Below are 18,138 nucleotides of genomic sequence, written 5' to 3'. Positions count from 1 at the left end.
GCATCATGATGTTTGTTTTTTAGGGGTTTATCGCCGTGCCGGCGTTGATTGAAGAAGGGCGTGCCAAGGTCAACCTGACGCTGAAGGTTGTCGGGCGGCGCGTCGACGGGTTTCACGACTTGGAGAGCGTCGTCGCGTTTGCCGATTGCGCCGATCGTCTCACGCTCGAGCCGGGACCCGAGTTGTCTTTGACGATGGCGGGGCCGCTGGCCGATGCCTGCGGCAACACCTCTGACAATCTGGTGCTCAAGGCCGCCCGGCTGCTCGGCGAGCGCGTCGCGGATCTCGAGATCGGCCACTTCACGCTGGAGAAGGTGCTGCCGGTTGCGGCCGGCATCGGCGGCGGCTCGGCGGACGCCGCGGCGGCGCTGCGGCTGTTGGCGCGGCTCAACGAGCTTTCGCTCGACGATCGCAGGATCATGGAGGTCGCGCTGCAGACCGGCGCCGACGTGCCGGTGTGCGTCGCCTCGCGCGCCTGCGACATGACCGGCGTCGGCGAAGGCCTGCTGCCGCTCGACCTGCCGAAAATGCCGTGCGTGCTGGTCAATCCGCGCGTGCCGGTTGCGACGAGGGACGTCTTCAATGCGCTCGGCCTGCGCAATGGCGAGCTCCTGATCGGCGCCACCGATGTCGTGATGCAGGCGCCGTCATGGCCGGAAGCCGGCCGCGCGATCGACGATTGGATCGCGGCGCTGGAGCGCGGCACCAACGATCTCGAAGGCCCCGCGGCGCGCATCGAGCCCGTCATCAGTGATGTGTTATTCGCGCTGCGTGAGACCAGGGACGTTCGTCTGGTGCGTATGTCGGGCTCCGGCGCGACCTGCTTTGCCGTGTTCGGAACCGACGCCGACGCCAAGGCTGCCGGCGAACAGCTCCGCGCCGGGCATCCCACCTGGTGGGTGCACGCGGGCACGCTGAGCTGAGTTCGCGCCTCTCCCTTTGATTCCTCGGTACGCAATCGCGCACCGGGGTATGACGTGGTGCGACAAACTGCCCCGACGGGCAACTCAGCAAAAACCTGTCAATCCTCGCTCGCGAAAATATTTCGCTTTATCCGAAGCGCCACTCAGTATATGGTTCGTCCGTCTCACCCGATCGAGGGGCGCTTCGCGGTCGTCACGAACGTGGGTCGAGATGCGGTGGACGCCGATTGCGCAACTGACGAGTGCGCGTGAAGCGGACGGCGAAGTCGTGCAGGCCTGACGCCCTAGCGGCAGGTGTCTTTTCGCAAAGCGCAAACGCGTTTTGTGAAGACGGTGACAAAAAAGCCCAGTCTCACCGGGGAGAGCACGTATAAGCCGTAGCCCATCGCGCAGGGAAAGCCGGAGTGTTTCCGGTTACACCTGTGGTCCTACCCCCGTGCTTTCTACCTTTTGCACGGGGCCCATGGGTGCGATCGGCACCCGGCTTTCCCTGCGCCCTCTGATCAAGAGGGCGGAACGAAGCGCAAAGCTCGGGCAAAACATGTCGCGAGAATGCGGATGTTTGACTCACAAGAGACGCCAAACACTCGGTGTCGTCCCTGCGAAAGCAGGGACCCATAACCACCGACGCTGATTGTTACGCGACGTTGGAACGACGAGTCCCGTTCACAACACGGGCCGCGGAGTATGGGTCCCTGCTTTCGCAGGGACGACAGGGGCATTTGCGGCGCGCCCATCCCACCTCAACGCCGGGCAGCCTTGCGGGGCCATTGCTTGGCAAGCCAAACCCCGTTTGCCATAACAGGATGAAACAACAACGTTGCGCGTGCGGGGCCGTTCGGAGTCCGCCTGCAGCCAAAGAGCCGGGAGGATGCCATGGCCAATATCCGAGTTCTCGCCACCGATCTGGAGTTTCCCGAAGGTCCGGTCGTCATGCCCGACGGTTCGGTCGTGCTGGTCGAAATCCGCGGCCAGCGGCTGACGCGGGTTTATCCCGACGGGCGCAAGGAGATCGTCGCCAAGGTGCCGGGCGGCCCGAACGGCGCGGCGCTCGGTCCCGACGGCAAGATGTACATCTGCAACAATGGCGGCTTCTCCTGGATTCCGACCCGCAACATGATCATGCCGGGGCCGCAGCCCGAGGATTATCTCGGCGGCTCGATCCAGCGCGTCGATCTGCAATCCGGCAAGGTCGAGACCGTCGTCACGAAATGCGGCGAGCATGAGCTGCGCGGGCCGAATGATCTGGTGTTCGACAGGCAGGGCGGCCTGTGGTTCTCCGATCTCGGCAAGCGCCGCGCCCGCGACATGGATGTCGGCGCGTTCTATTATCTGAAGCCCGGCATGAACGAGATCGTCGAGGCCGTGCACGGCATCCTGCCAGCCAATGGCATCGGCCTGTCGCCGGATGAGAAGACCGTCTACATCGCGGAGACGCCGACCGCGCGGCTGTGGGCGTATGAAGTTTCAGAGCCCGGCACCGTCAAGCCGCGCGACGTGATCTATCGCGGCGAGCGCGGCAAGCCGATCGCCGGCCTCGGCGGCTACCAGATGTTCGACTCGCTCGCCGTGGAAGCGAACGGCAATGTCTGCGTCGCGACGCTGGTCTCGGGCTGCATCTCGGTGATCGCGCCCGACGGCACCGTGGTCGAGCAGGTGCCGACCGGCGACCGCGTCACCACCAACATCGCCTTCGGCGGCCCCGAGTTGAAGACCGCCTACATCACGCTGTCGGGCAAGGGCGAGCTGATCGCGATGGACTGGCCGCGGCCGGGATTGCCGCTGAATTTTCTGAACAAGTGACGATTGCGCAGAAGCGCAATCGTCATCCCGGGGCATCGCGAAGCGATGAACCCGGGATCTCGAGATTCCGGGTCTGGTGCTGATGCACCATCTCGGAATGACAAAGATGGAGAGATCTCGAATGCCCTGGCTTGAACCGGTCACCCTTCGCGGCGCGCATGCGCGGCTGGAGCCGTTGTCGCACGATCATCGCGACGGGCTGGTCGATGCGGTGAAGGACGGCGAGCTGTCAAAGCTCTGGTACACCGCGATCCCGCAGCCGGAGAACATGGCCAAGGAGATCGACCGCCGGCTCGGCCTGCAAAAGGCCGGATCGATGCTGCCGTTCACGGTGTTCGACGCCGAGGGGCGGATCTCGGGCATGACGACCTACATGAACGTCGACACGCCGAACCGTCGCGTCGAGATCGGCTCGACCTGGTACGCCAAGCGAGTGCAGCGCAGCGCGGTCAACACGCAGTGCAAATTGCTGCTGCTCACCCATGCCTTCGAGAAGCTCGATTGCATCGCGGTCGAGTTCCGCACGCATTTCTTCAATCACCAGAGCCGGCGCGGCATCGAGCGTCTGGGTGCGAAGCAGGACGGCATCCTGCGCAGCCATCAGATCGCGCCCAACGGCACGTTGCGCGACACCGTGGTTTACAGCATCATCGCCAGCGAATGGCCGACGGTGAAGGCGCATCTGACCTATCAACTCAACGAAAAGCCGCGCTGACACTTTGGTCGGCGCCAGAAGCGAGACGATGGAAACGTTCGATTATGTGATCATCGGCGCAGGCTCCGCCGGGAGCGTGCTGACCAACCGGTTGAGTGAAGACGCGGGCACCAGCGTGTGCGTGCTGGAGGCGGGGCCGAGCGACTGGCATCCCTACATCCATCTGCCGGCCGGCTTCATCAAGACCTTCCACATGAAGAGCGTGAACTGGGCCTACCAGCAGGAGGTGGGTCCCTACACCGGCGGGCGCAGCATCTATGCACCGCGCGGCAAGACGCTCGGCGGCTCGTCCTCGATCAACGGCCACATCTATAATCGCGGCCAGCGCCAGGATTTCGACACCTGGGCGCAGCTCGGCAATCGCGGCTGGGGCTATCCCGACGTGCTGCCCTATTTCCGGCGCATGGAGAGAAGGATCGGCGAGGGCGACGATACCTATCGCGGCCGCGACGGCAACCTCACCGTCACCACCATGGACTGGCAGGACCCACTCTGCGAGGCCTTCATGGCGGGCGCGGTCAGCCTCGGCATTCCGCGCAATCCTGATTACAACGGCCAGATCCAGGAGGGCGTGTCGTACTGCCAGCGCACCATCCTGAACGGCCGCCGGGTCAGCGCCGCGACCGCGTTCCTGCATCCGGCGCGGCGGCGGCCGAATGTCGACGTGCGTACGCATGCCCACGTCACGGGGATCATCTTCGAGGGCAAGCGCGCGGTCGGCGTGCGCTATAACCGCGGCGGCAAGCACGGCGATCCCCTGGAGATCCGCGCCACCAAGGAAGTCATCCTCTCCGGCGGCGCCTACAACTCGCCGCAGCTGTTGCAGCTCTCCGGCGTCGGCGCGCCCGAGCTGTTGCAGGCGCACGGCATCCAGGTGCGACATGCGCTGCCGGGTGTCGGCGAAGGCCTGCAGGATCACTACGCGCCGCGCTCGGTGGCGCGGGTCAAGAATATCAGGACCATCAACGAGCTTCGCCGCGGCTTCAGCCTGTGGGGCGAGGCGATCAAATGGGCGACGACGCGGCGCGGCTTGCTGTCGCTGTCGCCGACCATGGTCTATTGCTTCTGGCATTCCGGCGAGACCACCGAGAGCTCAGACCTGCAGCTCACCTTCACGCCGGCAAGCTACAAGGAAGGCGTGCAGGGCCAGCTCGAGGACGAACCCGGCATGACGGTGGCCTCATGGCAGCAACGGCCGGAGAGCCGCGGCTATGTCCGCATCCGCTCCGCCGATCCGTTCGCGCCGCCGATCATCCAGACCAACTATCTTGCCGAGGAGATCGACCGCCGCGTCGTCGTCGCCGGCATGAAGCTGGCGCGCCGGCTGCTCGCCTCCGAGCCGCTCAGTCCGTATTTCGCCTATGAGGACTTTCCGGGCCCGAAGGTCACGAGCGACGACGAGCTGCTCGCGGCCGCGACCCAGCGCGGCACCACGACCTTCCATCCCGGCTGCACCTGCCGGATGGGACCGGCGGACGCGCCGTGGGCGGTGGTCGACGACCAGCTTCGGGTCCATGGCATGGAGGGCCTGCGCGTGATCGACGCCTCGATCATGCCGCGGATGATCTCCGCCAATCTCAACGCCTCGACCTTGATGATCGCCGATAAGGCCTCCGACATGATCCGCGGCAAGGCGCCGGAGGCCGCCGCGAAGCTGCCGGAATATGCGTGAGGGGATAGAGGCGTACGACGATAATCGTTCAGCGTCGTCCCGGCGAAGGCCGGGACCCATAACCACCGATGGTCATTGTTGCGTGCTGGCGGAATGACGAGTCCCGTCCACAACATCCGCCACGGAGTATGGGTCCCGGCTTTCGCCGGGACGACAGCAGAGTGTGTGGCCGTTAGCGCCTCAGGGTGACGGAATAAAAAAGGAGCTCAGCCGTAGACGAACGCCTTGTCCTCGAGGTCGATCGCCGGGAATTCGTCCTTCTCGGCCCAGTAGTCCTGGTTGTGCTGCCACTCAGGCTTGTCGCCGCGCTTCGGCAAGAGGTGCATGCCGCGCATCATGTAGCCGGGGTTGAAGTTCTCCGGATCGATCCACGGCAGCAGCGGCATGTTGTGGTCTTCGGGGCGCAGCTCCGGCGTCACCTTGTTCGCGCCGGTCGCCTTCATGTGCTGCAGCAGGCGGCAGACGAAGTCGCCGACCAGATCGACGCGCAAGGTCCAGCTGGCGCGGAAATAGCCGAACACCCAGACGAGGTTCGGCACGCCGGTGAACATCATGCCGCGATAGGTCACGGTATCGGCGAAGTCGAGCGGCTTGCCGTCGATCTCGAAGTCGATGCCGCCATTGGCGGAGAGGTGGAAGCCGGTCGCGGTGATGATGATGTCGGCCTCGAGCTCTTTGCCGGACTTGAGCAGGATGCCCGTCTCGGTGAAGCGGTCGATCTCGTCGGTGACGACCGACGCCTTGCCGCCCTTGATCGCGTGGAACAGGTCGGCATCCGGCACGAAGGCGATGCGCTGCCGCCACGGCCGGTAGCTCGGCGTGAAATGGGTGGCGATGTCGTAGTCCTTGCCGAGGACGGCTTCGACCGCTGCCAGCAGGTCCTTCTTGGCGCCCTCGGGCTCGGCGAAGGTCCGCCTGGTGAAGGCGTCCTGCTCGAACAGGATCTTGCGGCGGGTGATCTCGTGGATCCAGTGCTCGTCGACCTGCAGCCTGCGCAGCTCCTCGGCGATCTCGATCGCGTTGCGGCCGGTGCGGAAATAGGTCGGCGAGCGCTGCAGCATGGTGACATGGCTGGCGTCCTTGGCCATCGCCGGGATCAGCGTCGCCGCGGTGGCGCCGGAGCCGATTACGACCACGCGCTTGCCCTTGTAGTCGAGGTCGTCGGGCCAGGTCTGCGGATGCACGACCGTACCCTTGAACTTCGCCATGTCGGTCCATTCGGGCGTATAGCCCGCGTCGTGGCGATAATAGCCCTGGCACATCCAGAAGAAGTTGGTTGTGAAGCGCAGCCGCTCGCCGGTGTCGATGCGGACAGCATCGATGGTCCAGAGATTGGTCTCGTTCGACCACTTCGCCGCGGTGATGGTGTGGCGATAGCGGATGTGACGGGCGAGGTCGTTCTCCTCGATCACCTCGCCCATGTACTTCAGGATCTCGGCCGCGGTCGCGATCGGCGCGCTGGTCCACGGCTTGAAGCGATAGCCGAAGGTGTGCAGGTCGCTGTCGGAGCGGATACCGGGATAGCGGTGGGTGGACCAGGTGCCGCCAAAAGTCTTCTGCGTCTCCAGCACCACGAAGCTGGTGCCGGGGCATTGCGTGGCGAGGTGGTAGGCGGCGCCGACGCCGGAGATGCCGGCGCCTGCGATCAGGACGTCGAAATGCTCTGTGGTGACGGGCTCGGCGGCGCGGATCTGGGTCTGGACGTTCATCTTCCCTGGTCTTCTTGCTTGTTGGCTTGTTTGTTGAGCTGCAGAAGCAAAACGCCGGAGCCATCGCCCCGGCGTTTGCCGATATCGGAACTAGACTTCGCGGCGGCTGAGGAAAGCCAGCCGCTCGAACAGATGCACGTCCTGCTCGTTCTTGAGCAGCGCGCCATGCAGCGGCGGGATCAGCTTGCGCGGATCGCGCTCCCTGAGCATCTCCGGCGTGATGTCCTCGTTGAGCAGCAGCTTGAGCCAGTCGAGCAGCTCCGAGGTCGAGGGCTTCTTCTTCAGGCCCGGCACCTCACGGACCTCGAAGAAGATCCGCAGCGCCTCTTCCACCAGGCGCTTCTTGATGCCGGGGAAGTGCACGTCGACGATCTTGCCCATCGTCTCGCTGTCGGGGAACTTGATGTAGTGGAAGAAGCAGCGGCGCAGGAAGGCGTCCGGCAGTTCCTTCTCGTTGTTCGACGTGATCATCACGATCGGGCGCAGCTTCGCCTTGATGGTCTCGCCGGTCTCGTAGACGTGGAATTCCATGCGGTCGAGTTCGAGCAGCAGATCGTTGGGGAATTCGATGTCAGCCTTGTCGATCTCGTCGATCAGCAGCACCGGGCGCTTCTCGTTGGTGAAGGCCTCCCACAGCTTGCCGCGCTTGATGTAGTTCTTGATGTCGGACACGCGGGCGTCGCCGAGCTGGCTGTCGCGCAGCCGGGACACCGCATCGTATTCGTAGAGGCCCTGCTGCGCCTTGGTGGTCGACTTGATGTGCCAGGTCAAAAGCGGCGCGTCGATCGCCTTGGCGACTTCCTCGGCCAGCACGGTCTTGCCGGTGCCGGGCTCGCCCTTCACCAGCAGCGGGCGCTCGAGCACGATGGCGGCATTGACGGCGACCTTGAGGTCATCGGTGGCGACGTAGTCCTTGGTACCCGTGAATTTCATCTATCTGTTTGCCTTGCTTCGTTCGTCGGCGGCCCGGGCCCCCACACGAAACGACCGCTCTCGCAGCGGTCGCATGTCCTCTCCGATATCTTGTCCGGTACAATTCTAATTGAAAAAGCCGGGCGGTCTAGCGCGGATTCCGCAGCGCAGCGGTACCGATGTGGGCTTCCGCCATGGAATGTCATGCATCATCTTTCCGTTCTGCGGAATGATCACCGGCATGGCGCGACCTTGCCGCGATGGCGCGGGCGCCGCCACGGATCGACGGCGGCGGAGGTAACCCGGTGAAAGTGGATGGCTGATCTCGGGATGAAGCACGGCCGGGGGCCCTTGACGCCACCGGCCCAGCGGGCGATCTAGGTGGGTATGTTCCTGCAGTTTTTCACATCGCTGCGCGACGCCCAGGTCCCCGTGACGCTACGGGAATATCTGACCTTGATGGAAGCGCTTGACGCCGATCTCGCCGAGCAGACGGTCGAGAACTTCTACTATCTGTCGCGCGCCGCGCTGGTGAAGGACGAGCGCAATCTCGACAAGTTCGACCGCGTGTTCGGCACCGTGTTCAAGGGGCTCGAGAGCCTGCTCGACGCCATGGGCAAGGCCGAGATCCCCGAGGAGTGGCTGAAGAAGCTCGCCGAGAAATATCTCACCGAGGAAGAGAAGAAGCAGATCGAGGCCATGGGCTGGGACAAGCTCATGGAGACGTTGAAGAAGCGGCTCGAGGAACAGAAGGGCCGCCACCAGGGCGGCAGCAAGTGGATCGGCACCGCCGGCACCTCGCCGTTCGGCGCCCATGGCTATAATCCCGAGGGTGTGCGGATCGGGCAGGAGAAGAACCGCAACAACCGCGCCGTGAAGGTGTGGGACAAGCGCGAGTTCAAGGATCTCGACGGCAATGTCGAGCTCGGCATCCGCAACATCAAGGTCGCGCTGCGGCGGCTGCGCAAGTTCGCGCGCACCGGCGCGCCGGATGAGCTCGACCTCGACACCACGATCAAGGAGACCGCCAACCACGGCTATCTCGACGTGCACATGCGTCCCGAGCGGCGCAACGCGGTCAAGGTGCTGGTGTTCTTCGATATCGGCGGCTCGATGGATTCGCATATCGAGCAGGTCGAGGAACTGTTCTCGGCCGCCAAGAGCGAATTCAAGCACATGGAATATTTCTACTTCCACAACTGCCTTTATGAAGGCGTCTGGAAGCAGAACAAGCGGCGCTTTACCGATCGCACGCCGACCTGGGACGTGCTGCACAAGTACCCGCACGACTACAAGGTGGTGTTCGTGGGCGACGCCTCGATGTCGCCTTACGAGATCATGGTTCCCGGCGGCTCGGTCGAGCATGTCAACGAAGAGGCCGGCTCGGTCTGGCTCGACCGCATCATCCGCACCTATCCGCACGCGGTGTGGCTCAATCCGGTGGCGCAGAAGCACTGGGACTATTCGGAATCGACCACCATCATCCGCCGCCTGTTCTCAGAGCGCATGTATCCGATCACGATCGAAGGTCTGGAGAACGCGATGCGGGAGCTGGTGCGGTAGCCGATCCCGTCATTCCGGACGGTCCGCAGGACCGATCCGGAATCTCGAGCTGATGAAATTCGATCGAGGTTCCGGGTTCGATGCTGCCGCATCGCCCCGGAATGACGATCAAGAAAAGCCAGGGAGGAGCCCCATGCCCCAGAACATCCACCGCGGCATCAAGGTGATGATCGACGAGGCCAATGCCGAGATCGAGACCATCAGCGCGGCCGATGCGATCACGCTGATCGGCAAGAACGACGTCGTCATCGTCGACATCCGCGATCCCCGCGAGATTGAGCGCGACGGCAAGATCCCGGGCGCGTTCTCCTGCACCCGCGGCATGCTCGAGTTCTGGATCGATCCGAACAGCCCCTATGCCAAGCCGATCTTCCAGGAAGACAAGAAGTTCATCTTCCACTGCGCCGGCGGCCTACGCTCGGCACTCGCCGCCAAGACCGCGAAGGACATGGGCCTGAAGCCGGTCGCGCATATGGGCGGCGGCTTTGCCGCCTGGCGCGAGGCCGGCGGGCCGATCGAGGCGTGGGAGCCGAAGAAGAAGGGCTGAAGGTTCTCCGTCATTCCGGGGCGCGCGTAGCGCGAACCCGGAATCTCGCGCGACAACCTCTGGATTCCGGGTTCACGCTTCGCGTGCCCTCAGGTGCGCAATTGCGCACTGGGGAATGACAAGAAGGAATGATCATGACCGCCACCGACGATCCGCTCGTTTCGACCGAATGGCTGGCTGCGCATCTCGGCGATGCCAACGTCAAGGTGCTCGACGCGACCTTCAAGCTGCCCGGCGTGCTGCCGCTGCCGAAGGACGATTATCTCGCCGCGCATCTGCCGGGCGCTGTGTTCTTCGACGTCGATGCGGTGTCCGACCATTCCAATCCGCTGCCGCACATGTTTCCGAGCGCCGAGCAGTTCGGCCGCGACGTCGGCGGGCTCGGCATCAGCAGTGCCGACACCGTCGTGATCTACGATTCCGGCGGCTGGGTTGCGGCGCCGCGCGCCTGGTGGATGTTCCTGTCCTATGGCCATCGCAACGTGCGCATCCTCAACGGCGGCCTGAAGAAGTGGCGCGCCGAGGGCAGGGCGGTCGAGAGCGGCGAGGTGAAGCCGAAGCCTGCGACCTTCAAGGCGAGCTACGATCCGCAGCGCGTGCGCAGCATCGAGCAGATGATCGCCAATGTCGAAAGCCGTGCCGAGCAGGTGATCGATGCGCGCGCCGCCGATCGCTTCGAGGGCCGCGCCCCGGAGCCGCGGCCGGGCATCCGCGCCGGCCACATCCCAGGCGCCCGCAACGTGCCCTACAACCAGCTGTTCGATGCGGCGACCGGCGAGATGAAGCCGCTCGATGACCTGCGCAAGTCGTTCACGGGCGCCGGCGTGAAGCTCGATGCGCCGATCGTGACGAGCTGCGGCTCGGGCGTCTCGGCCGGCGTGCTGACGCTTGCGCTCTACCGGCTCGGCGTCACCGAGACCGCGCTCTATGACGGCTCGTGGTCGGAATGGGGGCAGGCGAGCGGCCCGCCGATCGCGACGGGGCCGGCCTGACAGAGTAATCCTTGCTTGCTAGCGTCGGGTGAGCGGCACCAGGGTCGGCTGGCCGAACGGATCGAGCTGCTGCTGAACGACCTGCCGAACCGGTTGCGCGCGGACAATCCGCCGCCGCTCCTTGCGATGTGCCGGCTTGCTGACCGCGTTGCGCTCCGGCTTCTTCGCCTCGATGGCCTTCGGCGCCACCGGCGCTTCGACAACAACTTCAGGTCCGCCCAGCGTCGCGATCTTGGTCGCGGCCGCGATCGCCTCGGGTGACGGAAGCGGTGCCGGCTCGGGCGCTGCCATCGCCGGTGCCGGCGGAGGAGGCGCGGGCTCGCTGGGGGCGGGCGGATCGGCGATGGCGGCGACCTTGGCCTCGGTGGCTGCCGGTGCAGCTTCGGCGGCAGCGGGCGTGGGCTCCGATGCCGGCGAGGGAGCTGCGGTCGGAGCCGCAGTGTCGGCGGATTGGGCCGGCGCCGGGGTCGTCGCGGCCTGGGCTTCCGGCTTCGGCGGAGCGGGCGGGACCGGATCATCCGCCGTCACGGCGGCGACCTTCTCCGGCTCGGCTGCGGGGGTGATCTCAGCGGGAGCAGCCGGTTCGGACGCGGCCGGCTCGGGCGGGGCTGCCAGAGTATCGGTCGTCACCTTGTCGGCGGCGGGCGGGTCGACCCGCACCATGGCAAGCACCGGCGGGGTCTCGGGCTGCTGCGCGAATTGCGGCTCGAGCGGCGCCCGGCGGGCCGGAATGCTGGCGAACTCTTCATGCGCCGCGCGAAACAGCGCGGCGGCCCCTAACCCGAACACCAGAAGCGAGGTCGCCAGCACGATCGCGGCGAACAGAAAACGAAGGCCGGGGAGCATGGGCGCGGGTTCCCCCTTCTGCGGGAGGGTCTTCGATGTCGAGGGAACGCGGTGACCACACAAGAAAGCCGGCGTCGCGAGCGCGAATCAAGCCGATTCGAAGATATCGCAACGTCCCGGGACTGTTTGTTACAAAATGCAGGTGATTGATGACTTTGGCCACGTGGACAAACATTCCGGGCCCGTGAGACATCTTTGTCGCAGCGTTGACGCGAAATCACAAAAGGCCCGGAATAGCCCGGGTTTCGCGGATTTGTCTTGAATGCGCCGCTATCTTCCTGCATTGGGCCGTTAACAGTCCGGTGTGGCTTGGGGACTATAACAGAGCAATGATGATCAACCGCATTCTGACGATTTGCGCTGCCGCGGCTCTCGGCGTGGCAGGAACCTCGCTTGCGCATGCGCAGCAGGGTTATCCGGCGCCCCAGGGCACCGCCTATTCGACGGCGCCCCAGCCCTACCCCCAGGGCAGCATGCCGGATTTCGACGCTCTCAATGACGATGACGGGCAGGATTCGGCTGCGCTGCCGCCGCCCGGCCCGGTGCTGTCGCCGAACGACCCGCGCTATGGCCGTCCGGCGAATGCGCCCACCTATTCCGATCGCGGTGTGCCGCCCGGTCCGGTGATGTCGCCGGACGATCCGCGCTATGGCCGCCCGATGAATGCTCCTCCGGTCTATTCCGACCGTGGCGCGCCGACTGGGCCGGTAATGTCGCCCGATGATCCCCGCTATGGCCGTCCGATGGGGCCGCCGCCGGTGATCTACGGCGATCGTCCGGGTGCGCAACAAGCCAATCGCGACAATGGCGTTCCGGCCGCCGGCGTTTCCTATGGCGACGACCGCGGCGGCATGCGTCCGCCCGAGGGCGTTACCGGAGCCGTGCCGCAGCAGCAGGCGCCGGTCGATGCCAATGGCAAGCCGGTACAGATCGCGGCGCTGCCGCCGGACGAGCAGCCCGAAGACGCCCCGGCGCAACTGCCGCCGAATCTGCGTCGCCAGGAAGTGTCGTTCGCGACCAAGGAGCCGGCAGGCACGATCGTTGTCGATACGTCGAACACCTACCTCTATTACATCCTGGGCAATGGCCGGGCGGTCCGTTACGGCGTCCGTGTCGGCCGCGACGGCTTCACCTGGACCGGCGTGCAGAAGATCACCCGCAAGGCAGAGTGGCCGGATTGGCATCCGCCGACCGAGATGATCGAGCGTCAGCCCTATCTGCCGCGCTTCATGGCCGGCGGACCCGGCAACCCGCTCGGCGCCCGCGCGATGTATCTCGGCTCGACCGTGTACCGTATTCACGGCACCAACCAGCCGTCGACCATCGGCAAGTTCGTCTCGTCGGGCTGCATCGGCATGCTCAACGAAGACGTCTCCGACTTGTTCGAACGCGCCAAGGTCGGCACCCGCGTGGTTGTGCTGCCCGGTGGTCCGCCGCCGGGAACGGCGACGGCTTCTGCCGCGCCCGCGAACCCGATGGCTCCCTCTGCGGCCCAGGCTCAGGCGGCCGCGCCGCTGCCCGGCACGCAGCCGACCACGGTGCAGCCGCTGCCCGCACCGGTGACGGTGCGCTAGGCCAACCGGCAAGTTCATCATTGAAAAAGGCGCGCGAACAGCGCGCCTTTTTTGTTGCAACAAGCCGCGCATCTCGACGTTGCCGCCCGGGAGGCAATGCGATGAAGGACGTCTGCGAAACCTATCCGCCGCTGAATAAGCTGAAGCCTGTCGCCGATGACGTATGGATGATCGATGGTCCGATCATCCGGTTCGGCCCGCGCTGGTTCAAGATGCCGTTTCCAACGCGCGCGACGATCGTTCGTCTGCCGGGTGGGCGGCTGTTCATTCACTCGCCGACACCATTGCTGGCCGAACTCGAGGCCGCAATCGTTGAGCTGGGCGTACCGCGCTGGATCATCGGTCCGAATCGTCTGCATTACTGGTGGATTCCGGAATGGCATGCTGCCTATCCGGATGCGCGCATCTTCCTTGCGCCCGGGATCAAGCAACAGGCGGACAATCGGCTGACCTTCGAAGGCGAGCCACTGGAACGATCATCCGGCTATCCCTGGGATGAGTGGATCGCGACGCTGCCGGTGGCAGGCAGCTACATGACGGAGGTCGTGTTCTTCCATCTGCCGTCGCGGACATTGCTGCTGACCGACCTGATCGAGAATTTTGAGGCCACGCGAGTCCGCTCGCCGTTGATGCGGTTCCTGACCTGGCTCGGCGGCGTGCGCGATCCCGACGGCAGCACGCCGCGCGACATGCGATTGACCTTCTCGCGGGACCGCGCGGCGCTGAAGGCCATCGTCGCCCGCATGATCGAATGGAATCCGGAGCGGATCATTCTCGCCCACGGGCGCTGGTACGACCGGAACGGCCGCGCCGAGCTCGAACGCGCGTTCCGCTGGCTCGGCTAGCCGCAGTGAATGCTTTTCAGGCCAGGCGCCGCGGCGGCTCGTTGCCCTGGGTGAAGGCGTCGATGCATTCGACCATCTGCTGATAGTGCGCCTGCAGGCTCTCGCGCGTGGCATAGCCGAGATGCGGCGTGATCACGACGTTGTCGAGCTTGCGCAGCGGGTGATCCGACGGCAGCGGCTCGACCGAGAACACGTCGATGCCGGCGCCGGCGATCGTCTTGTCGCGCAGCGCCGCGAACAGGGCGTCCTCATCGACGATCGGCCCGCGTGCGGTGTTGACGAGATAGGCCGACGGCTTCATGCGGGCGAGATCGGCGGCGCCGACCAGTCCGCGCGAGCGCGGGCTCAGCACGACATGGATGGTGATGATGTCTGATGTCGCGAACAGCTCGTCCTTGCTGGCATAGCCGACGCCGGCCTCATTGCACTTTTCCGGCGTCAGATTAGGGCTCCAGGCGATGACGTTCATGCCGAACACCTTGGCCATGCCGGCGACCTTGTTGCCGAGCTTGCCGAGACCGATGATGCCGAGCGTCTTGCCCTCGATCTCGGTACCGGCAAAGGTCTGCCACGCCTCGCCGGCGTGCATGCGCGCGTTCTCGCGGCCGATGCCGCGGGTCAGTTCCAGGATCAGGCCCATGGTCAGGGGCGCGGTGGGATCGCGGCTATATTGGGTGCCGCACAACACCACCTTGCGGTCCTTGGCGGCCTCCATGTCGATCGCCGCGTTGCGCATGCCTGACGTGATCAGGAGCTGCAGCCTGGGCAGCGCGTCGAGCAGGCTCTTCGGGAACGGGGTGCGCTCGCGCATCGCGCAGATGATCTCGAAATCCTTCAGCTTCGTCGCCGCTTCCGCCTCGCTCGCGAACGGCTTGTCGAACACGGTGACGTCGACCCGGTCCTTGACCTTTGGCCAGTCGGCCACCGAAAGCGCGATGTCAAAATAGTCGTCGAGGATTGCACAGCGGAGCCGCGTCATCGGGGAAGGTCCATTCAGGGTGAGGGCGACGGCGGGAGATCAACCGTCGGGATACCCGTTATGGTCGCGCGCAATCGGCAGGCGCGCAAGCGGCCGCGGTTTCAAAAAGCGGCGATTGTCACACGCGCGGAGACGGCTTCTGCGTCTTCGTGGAGCGAATATCGGCGAGCATCGCGCGGACCGCCGGCGACAGCGCCATCTGCTTGGCGCGGCAAGCCGGACCCGGGCCGCGCATATAGTGCAGTTCCGGTCGGTAGGGATTGAAAGCCTTGGCGACGAAGGCGCGCCAAAAGGCGCGGAATTCGGCGAACAGCGTCGCCTCGCCTTTGGTCGTCGGGCGCGGAAGGGGTGCTGAAATGATGGTAGCCATGACGTGGCCTCAACTGTTTTGGCCGCGGTTCTGCCGCGAAAATCGCCGTTTTTCGACGTTGAGAACGAGTTTTGGCCTGATTTATTAAAAGATGGTTTCAATTGTCGTGATTCGGCGCACACATGGCGTCGACCCCGTAATCATCCGTGGTGAAGCCGCGAAACGTGGTGAACGGACGGAAAACAGAGGCCCCGCGGTTGCGCTTTCGGGGGCCGGCCGTTACATCGGCGGCAGCAAGATTTCCACAAATCGGATCAATTCCAGGGACAGCGGATGGCTCGCCAGTTCATCTATTTCATGCAGGGTCTGACCAAGGCGTACCCGACCCGCAAGGTGCTCGATAACATCCATCTGAGCTTCTACCCGGACGCCAAGATCGGCGTGCTCGGCGTCAACGGCTCGGGCAAGTCGACCCTGCTCAAGATCATGGCCGGCCTCGACAAGGAGTATAACGGCGAGGCCTGGGTCGCCGAGGGCGCCCGCGTCGGCTATCTCGAGCAGGAGCCGCACCTCGATCCGGCACTTAACGTTCGTGAGAACGTCATGCTCGGCGTCGCCAAGCAGAAGGCGATCCTCGACCGCTACAACGAGCTTGCGGTCAACTATTCGGACGAGACCGCCGACGAGATGACCAAGCTGCAGGACGAGATCGAGGCCCAGGGCCTGTGGGATCTCGACAGCAAGGTCGACCAGGCGATGGACGCGCTGCGCTGCCCGCCCGACGATGCCGATGTCACCAAGCTGTCCGGCGGTGAACGCCGCCGCGTCGCGCTGTGCCGCCTGCTGCTCGACCAGCCGGAATTGCTGCTGCTGGACGAGCCGACCAACCATCTCGACGCCGAGTCGGTGTCGTGGCTGGAAGGCCATCTGCGCAACTATCCCGGCGCGATCCTGATCGTCACCCACGACCGCTACTTCCTCGACAACGTCACGGGCTGGATCCTCGAGCTCGACCGCGGTCGCGGCATCCCCTACGAGGGCAATTACTCGTCCTGGCTGGTGCAGAAGCAGAAGCGGCTCGAGCAGGAAGGCCGCGAGGACGCCGCGCATCAGAAGACGCTGGCCCGCGAGCAGGAATGGGTGGCGTCCTCGCCGAAGGCGCGCCAGGCCAAGTCGAAGGCCCGCTACCAGCGCTATGAGGAGCTGCTCAAGAAGGCGAGCGAGAAGCAGACCCAGACCGCGCAGATCATCATTCCGGTCGCCGAGCGGCTCGGCGCCAACGTCGTCGACTTCGAAGGCCTCAGCAAGGGGTTTGGCGATCGCCTGCTGATCGACGATCTCACCTTCAAGCTGCCGCCCGGCGGCATCGTCGGCGTGATCGGTGCCAACGGCGCCGGCAAGACCACGCTGTTCAAGATGATCACCGAGCAGGAGACGCCGGACAAGGGCACCATCACGGTCGGCGAGACCGTGCATCTCGGCTATGTCGACCAGTCGCGCGACGCGCTTGAGGGCAACAAGACCGTGTGGGAGGAGATCTCCGGCGGCAACGAGCTGATCCTGCTCGGCAAGAAGGAAGTCAATTCGCGCGGCTACTGCTCGGCGTTCAACTTCAAGGGCGCCGACCAGCAGAAGAAGGTCGGCGCGCTGTCGGGCGGTGAGCGCAACCGCGTGCATCTCGCCAAGATGCTGAAGTCGGGCGCCAACGTGCTGCTGCTCGACGAACCGACCAACGACCTCGACGTCGACACGCTGCGCGCGCTGGAAGAGGCGTTGGAGGACTTCGCCGGTTGCGCCGTCATCATCAGCCATGACCGCTGGTTCCTCGACCGCATCGCGACCCACATCCTGGCCTTCGAGGGCGACAGCCATGTCGAATGGTTCGAGGGCAACTTCCAGGATTACGAAAAGGACAAGATGCGCCGGCTCGGCCAGGACAGCATCATTCCGCATCGCGTGAAGTACAAGAAGCTGACGCGCTGATCGATTTGACGATCGAACGCGGCCATCGCGCTGCGTTCGATCGTTGCTCGTTGGCAGGATCGTGACGGCATCGCGGCGCAATCTGCGGCCAGTTGTCGCTTTTCAAGCGCGCGGGATTGCGTAGATAGAGCGCTCCCGCAAATCAAATTCTGCGAGCACTCCACCATGTCCGCACTTTCCGAGGCGCGCGCCCCCGCAAAGGGCCGGTCGCTGCGTCCCGTCCCCATGCTGATCTTTGGATCGCGCTGGCTGCAATTGCCGCTCTATGTCGGCCTGATCATCGCCCAGGGCGTCTATGTCGTGCTGTTCCTCAAGGAACTATGGCACCTGTTCGCCCATGCCTTCGATTTCAGCGAGCAGCAGATCATGCTGGCCGTCCTCGGTCTGATCGACGTCGTCATGATCTCGAACCTGCTCGTAATGGTGATCGTCGGCGGCTACGAGACCTTCGTCTCGCGCCTCAATCTGAAGGGCCACCCGGACGAGCCGGAATGGCTCAGCCACGTCAATGCCAGCGTGCTGAAGATCAAGCTGGCGATGGCAATCATCGGCATTTCCTCGATCCATTTGCTGCGCACCTTCATCGAGGCCGGCGCGCTGTCGTCAGGCAAGGGCAATTACACCGAGACCGGCGTGATGTGGCAGACCATCATCCACTGCGTCTTCATCCTGTCGGCGATCGGCATCGCGATCGTCGACAAGCTGTCGAACGACTCGATCGAAGGCGCCAAGCAGCAGGTTGGGCATTAGGGATGAACGGCGGCG

At 64.6% G+C, this 18,138-nt stretch carries 16 protein-coding genes; 11 read left to right on the top strand and 5 right to left on the bottom strand.

Translation table 11 applies throughout. The features are described 5' to 3' along the window. The first annotated feature begins 35 nt into the window (after positions 1 to 35). From ACVWYP_RS37790 to ACVWYP_RS37775, 4 genes are all read left to right on the top strand, one after another. Positions 36 to 923, top strand: coding sequence for a 4-(cytidine 5'-diphospho)-2-C-methyl-D-erythritol kinase (locus tag ACVWYP_RS37790; RefSeq protein ID WP_304496884.1), 888 nt, complete (start codon positions 36 to 38; stop codon positions 921 to 923). A gap of 876 nt (positions 924 to 1,799) precedes the next feature. After that, a complete protein-coding gene (locus ACVWYP_RS37785; protein ID WP_028342978.1) occupies positions 1,800 to 2,726 on the top strand; it encodes an SMP-30/gluconolactonase/LRE family protein in 927 nt (308 codons plus the stop codon). Between the two features lie 121 nt (positions 2,727 to 2,847). Further along, positions 2,848 to 3,441, top strand: a complete 594-nt coding sequence (locus ACVWYP_RS37780; protein ID WP_304496883.1) for a GNAT family N-acetyltransferase — start codon at positions 2,848 to 2,850, stop codon at positions 3,439 to 3,441. A 28-nt stretch (positions 3,442 to 3,469) separates the two neighbouring features. Continuing rightward, positions 3,470 to 5,113, top strand: coding sequence for a GMC family oxidoreductase (locus ACVWYP_RS37775; RefSeq protein WP_304496882.1), 1,644 nt, complete (start codon positions 3,470 to 3,472; stop codon positions 5,111 to 5,113). Positions 5,114 to 5,319: 206 nt separating this feature from the next. Here the strand turns inward: ACVWYP_RS37775 and ACVWYP_RS37770 are convergent, their stop codons facing one another. Beyond that, positions 5,320 to 6,822: a flavin-containing monooxygenase gene (locus tag ACVWYP_RS37770; RefSeq protein WP_304496881.1), complete on the bottom strand. Its 1,503-nt coding sequence runs from the start codon at positions 6,820 to 6,822 to the stop codon at positions 5,320 to 5,322. 90 nt (positions 6,823 to 6,912) lie between these two features. After that, entirely contained in the window at positions 6,913 to 7,755 is an 843-nt protein-coding gene (locus ACVWYP_RS37765) for an AAA family ATPase (protein WP_028342982.1), read from the bottom strand. Positions 7,756 to 8,121: 366 nt separating this feature from the next. Between ACVWYP_RS37765 and ACVWYP_RS37760 the strand changes: the two genes are divergently transcribed. The 3 genes from ACVWYP_RS37760 to sseA all read left to right on the top strand — a co-directional run bounded on the left by ACVWYP_RS37760 (position 8,122) and on the right by sseA (position 10,836). Then, positions 8,122 to 9,297: a vWA domain-containing protein gene (locus ACVWYP_RS37760; RefSeq protein ID WP_016847779.1), complete on the top strand. Its 1,176-nt coding sequence runs from the start codon at positions 8,122 to 8,124 to the stop codon at positions 9,295 to 9,297. Between the two features lie 133 nt (positions 9,298 to 9,430). After that, positions 9,431 to 9,844 (top strand): rhodanese-like domain-containing protein, encoded by a 414-nt coding sequence (locus ACVWYP_RS37755; RefSeq protein WP_016847778.1) that lies wholly within the window; start codon positions 9,431 to 9,433, stop codon positions 9,842 to 9,844. Positions 9,845 to 9,978: 134 nt separating this feature from the next. After that, entirely contained in the window at positions 9,979 to 10,836 is an 858-nt protein-coding gene (gene sseA, locus ACVWYP_RS37750; protein ID WP_304496880.1) for a 3-mercaptopyruvate sulfurtransferase, read from the top strand. 18 nt (positions 10,837 to 10,854) lie between these two features. Here sseA and ACVWYP_RS37745 read toward each other — a convergent pair whose 3' ends face one another. Continuing rightward, the gene (locus ACVWYP_RS37745; RefSeq protein ID WP_304496879.1) at positions 10,855 to 11,682 is read right to left on the bottom strand and encodes a hypothetical protein; all 828 of its coding nucleotides are present in this window, start codon (positions 11,680 to 11,682) and stop codon (positions 10,855 to 10,857) included. A gap of 329 nt (positions 11,683 to 12,011) precedes the next feature. Between ACVWYP_RS37745 and ACVWYP_RS37740 the strand changes: the two genes are divergently transcribed. Both ACVWYP_RS37740 and ACVWYP_RS37735 read left to right on the top strand, forming a co-directional pair. Then, positions 12,012 to 13,256 carry a L,D-transpeptidase gene (locus tag ACVWYP_RS37740; protein WP_304496878.1) on the top strand — a complete coding sequence of 415 codons (1,245 nt, stop codon included), beginning with the start codon at positions 12,012 to 12,014 and terminating at the stop codon, positions 13,254 to 13,256. Positions 13,257 to 13,357: 101 nt separating this feature from the next. Then, positions 13,358 to 14,101, top strand: coding sequence for a DUF4336 domain-containing protein (locus tag ACVWYP_RS37735; RefSeq protein ID WP_304496877.1), 744 nt, complete (start codon positions 13,358 to 13,360; stop codon positions 14,099 to 14,101). 16 nt (positions 14,102 to 14,117) lie between these two features. Here ACVWYP_RS37735 and ACVWYP_RS37730 read toward each other — a convergent pair whose 3' ends face one another. Both ACVWYP_RS37730 and ACVWYP_RS37725 read right to left on the bottom strand, forming a co-directional pair. Continuing rightward, entirely contained in the window at positions 14,118 to 15,080 is a 963-nt protein-coding gene (locus tag ACVWYP_RS37730; RefSeq protein WP_304496876.1) for a D-2-hydroxyacid dehydrogenase family protein, read from the bottom strand. Positions 15,081 to 15,198: 118 nt separating this feature from the next. Beyond that, entirely contained in the window at positions 15,199 to 15,450 is a 252-nt protein-coding gene (locus ACVWYP_RS37725) for a hypothetical protein (protein WP_028342986.1), read from the bottom strand. A 273-nt stretch (positions 15,451 to 15,723) separates the two neighbouring features. Here ACVWYP_RS37725 and ettA point away from each other — a divergent pair, with 273 nt between their 5' ends. Together ettA and ACVWYP_RS37715 are read left to right on the top strand one after the other, a co-directional pair. Beyond that, positions 15,724 to 17,373 carry an energy-dependent translational throttle protein EttA gene (gene ettA, locus ACVWYP_RS37720; protein ID WP_194459149.1) on the top strand — a complete coding sequence of 550 codons (1,650 nt, stop codon included), beginning with the start codon at positions 15,724 to 15,726 and terminating at the stop codon, positions 17,371 to 17,373. 165 nt (positions 17,374 to 17,538) lie between these two features. Then, positions 17,539 to 18,123: a TIGR00645 family protein gene (locus tag ACVWYP_RS37715; RefSeq protein ID WP_028342988.1), complete on the top strand. Its 585-nt coding sequence runs from the start codon at positions 17,539 to 17,541 to the stop codon at positions 18,121 to 18,123. Positions 18,124 to 18,138: the final 15 nt, after the last annotated feature.

The organism is Bradyrhizobium sp. USDA 3262, assembly GCF_054060035.1.
This window is presented reverse-complemented; position numbering and strand designations above follow the sequence as displayed.

Coding starts and splice junctions, on each gene's coding strand:
- ACVWYP_RS37760 (WP_016847779.1), top strand. CDS start 8,122: ATGTTCCTGCAGTTTTTCACATCGCTGCGCGACGCCCAGGTCCCCGTG.
- ACVWYP_RS37745 (WP_304496879.1), bottom strand. CDS start 11,682: ATGCTCCCCGGCCTTCGTTTTCTGTTCGCCGCGATCGTGCTGGCGACC.
- ACVWYP_RS37775 (WP_304496882.1), top strand. CDS start 3,470: ATGGAAACGTTCGATTATGTGATCATCGGCGCAGGCTCCGCCGGGAGC.
- ACVWYP_RS37765 (WP_028342982.1), bottom strand. CDS start 7,755: ATGAAATTCACGGGTACCAAGGACTACGTCGCCACCGATGACCTCAAG.
- ACVWYP_RS37780 (WP_304496883.1), top strand. CDS start 2,848: ATGCCCTGGCTTGAACCGGTCACCCTTCGCGGCGCGCATGCGCGGCTG.
- ACVWYP_RS37735 (WP_304496877.1), top strand. CDS start 13,358: ATGAAGGACGTCTGCGAAACCTATCCGCCGCTGAATAAGCTGAAGCCT.
- ACVWYP_RS37770 (WP_304496881.1), bottom strand. CDS start 6,822: ATGAACGTCCAGACCCAGATCCGCGCCGCCGAGCCCGTCACCACAGAG.
- ACVWYP_RS37730 (WP_304496876.1), bottom strand. CDS start 15,080: ATGACGCGGCTCCGCTGTGCAATCCTCGACGACTATTTTGACATCGCG.
- sseA (WP_304496880.1), top strand. CDS start 9,979: ATGACCGCCACCGACGATCCGCTCGTTTCGACCGAATGGCTGGCTGCG.
- ACVWYP_RS37755 (WP_016847778.1), top strand. CDS start 9,431: ATGCCCCAGAACATCCACCGCGGCATCAAGGTGATGATCGACGAGGCC.
- ACVWYP_RS37715 (WP_028342988.1), top strand. CDS start 17,539: ATGTCCGCACTTTCCGAGGCGCGCGCCCCCGCAAAGGGCCGGTCGCTG.
- ACVWYP_RS37725 (WP_028342986.1), bottom strand. CDS start 15,450: ATGGCTACCATCATTTCAGCACCCCTTCCGCGCCCGACGACCAAAGGC.
- ACVWYP_RS37785 (WP_028342978.1), top strand. CDS start 1,800: ATGGCCAATATCCGAGTTCTCGCCACCGATCTGGAGTTTCCCGAAGGT.
- ettA (WP_194459149.1), top strand. CDS start 15,724: ATGGCTCGCCAGTTCATCTATTTCATGCAGGGTCTGACCAAGGCGTAC.
- ACVWYP_RS37740 (WP_304496878.1), top strand. CDS start 12,012: ATGATGATCAACCGCATTCTGACGATTTGCGCTGCCGCGGCTCTCGGC.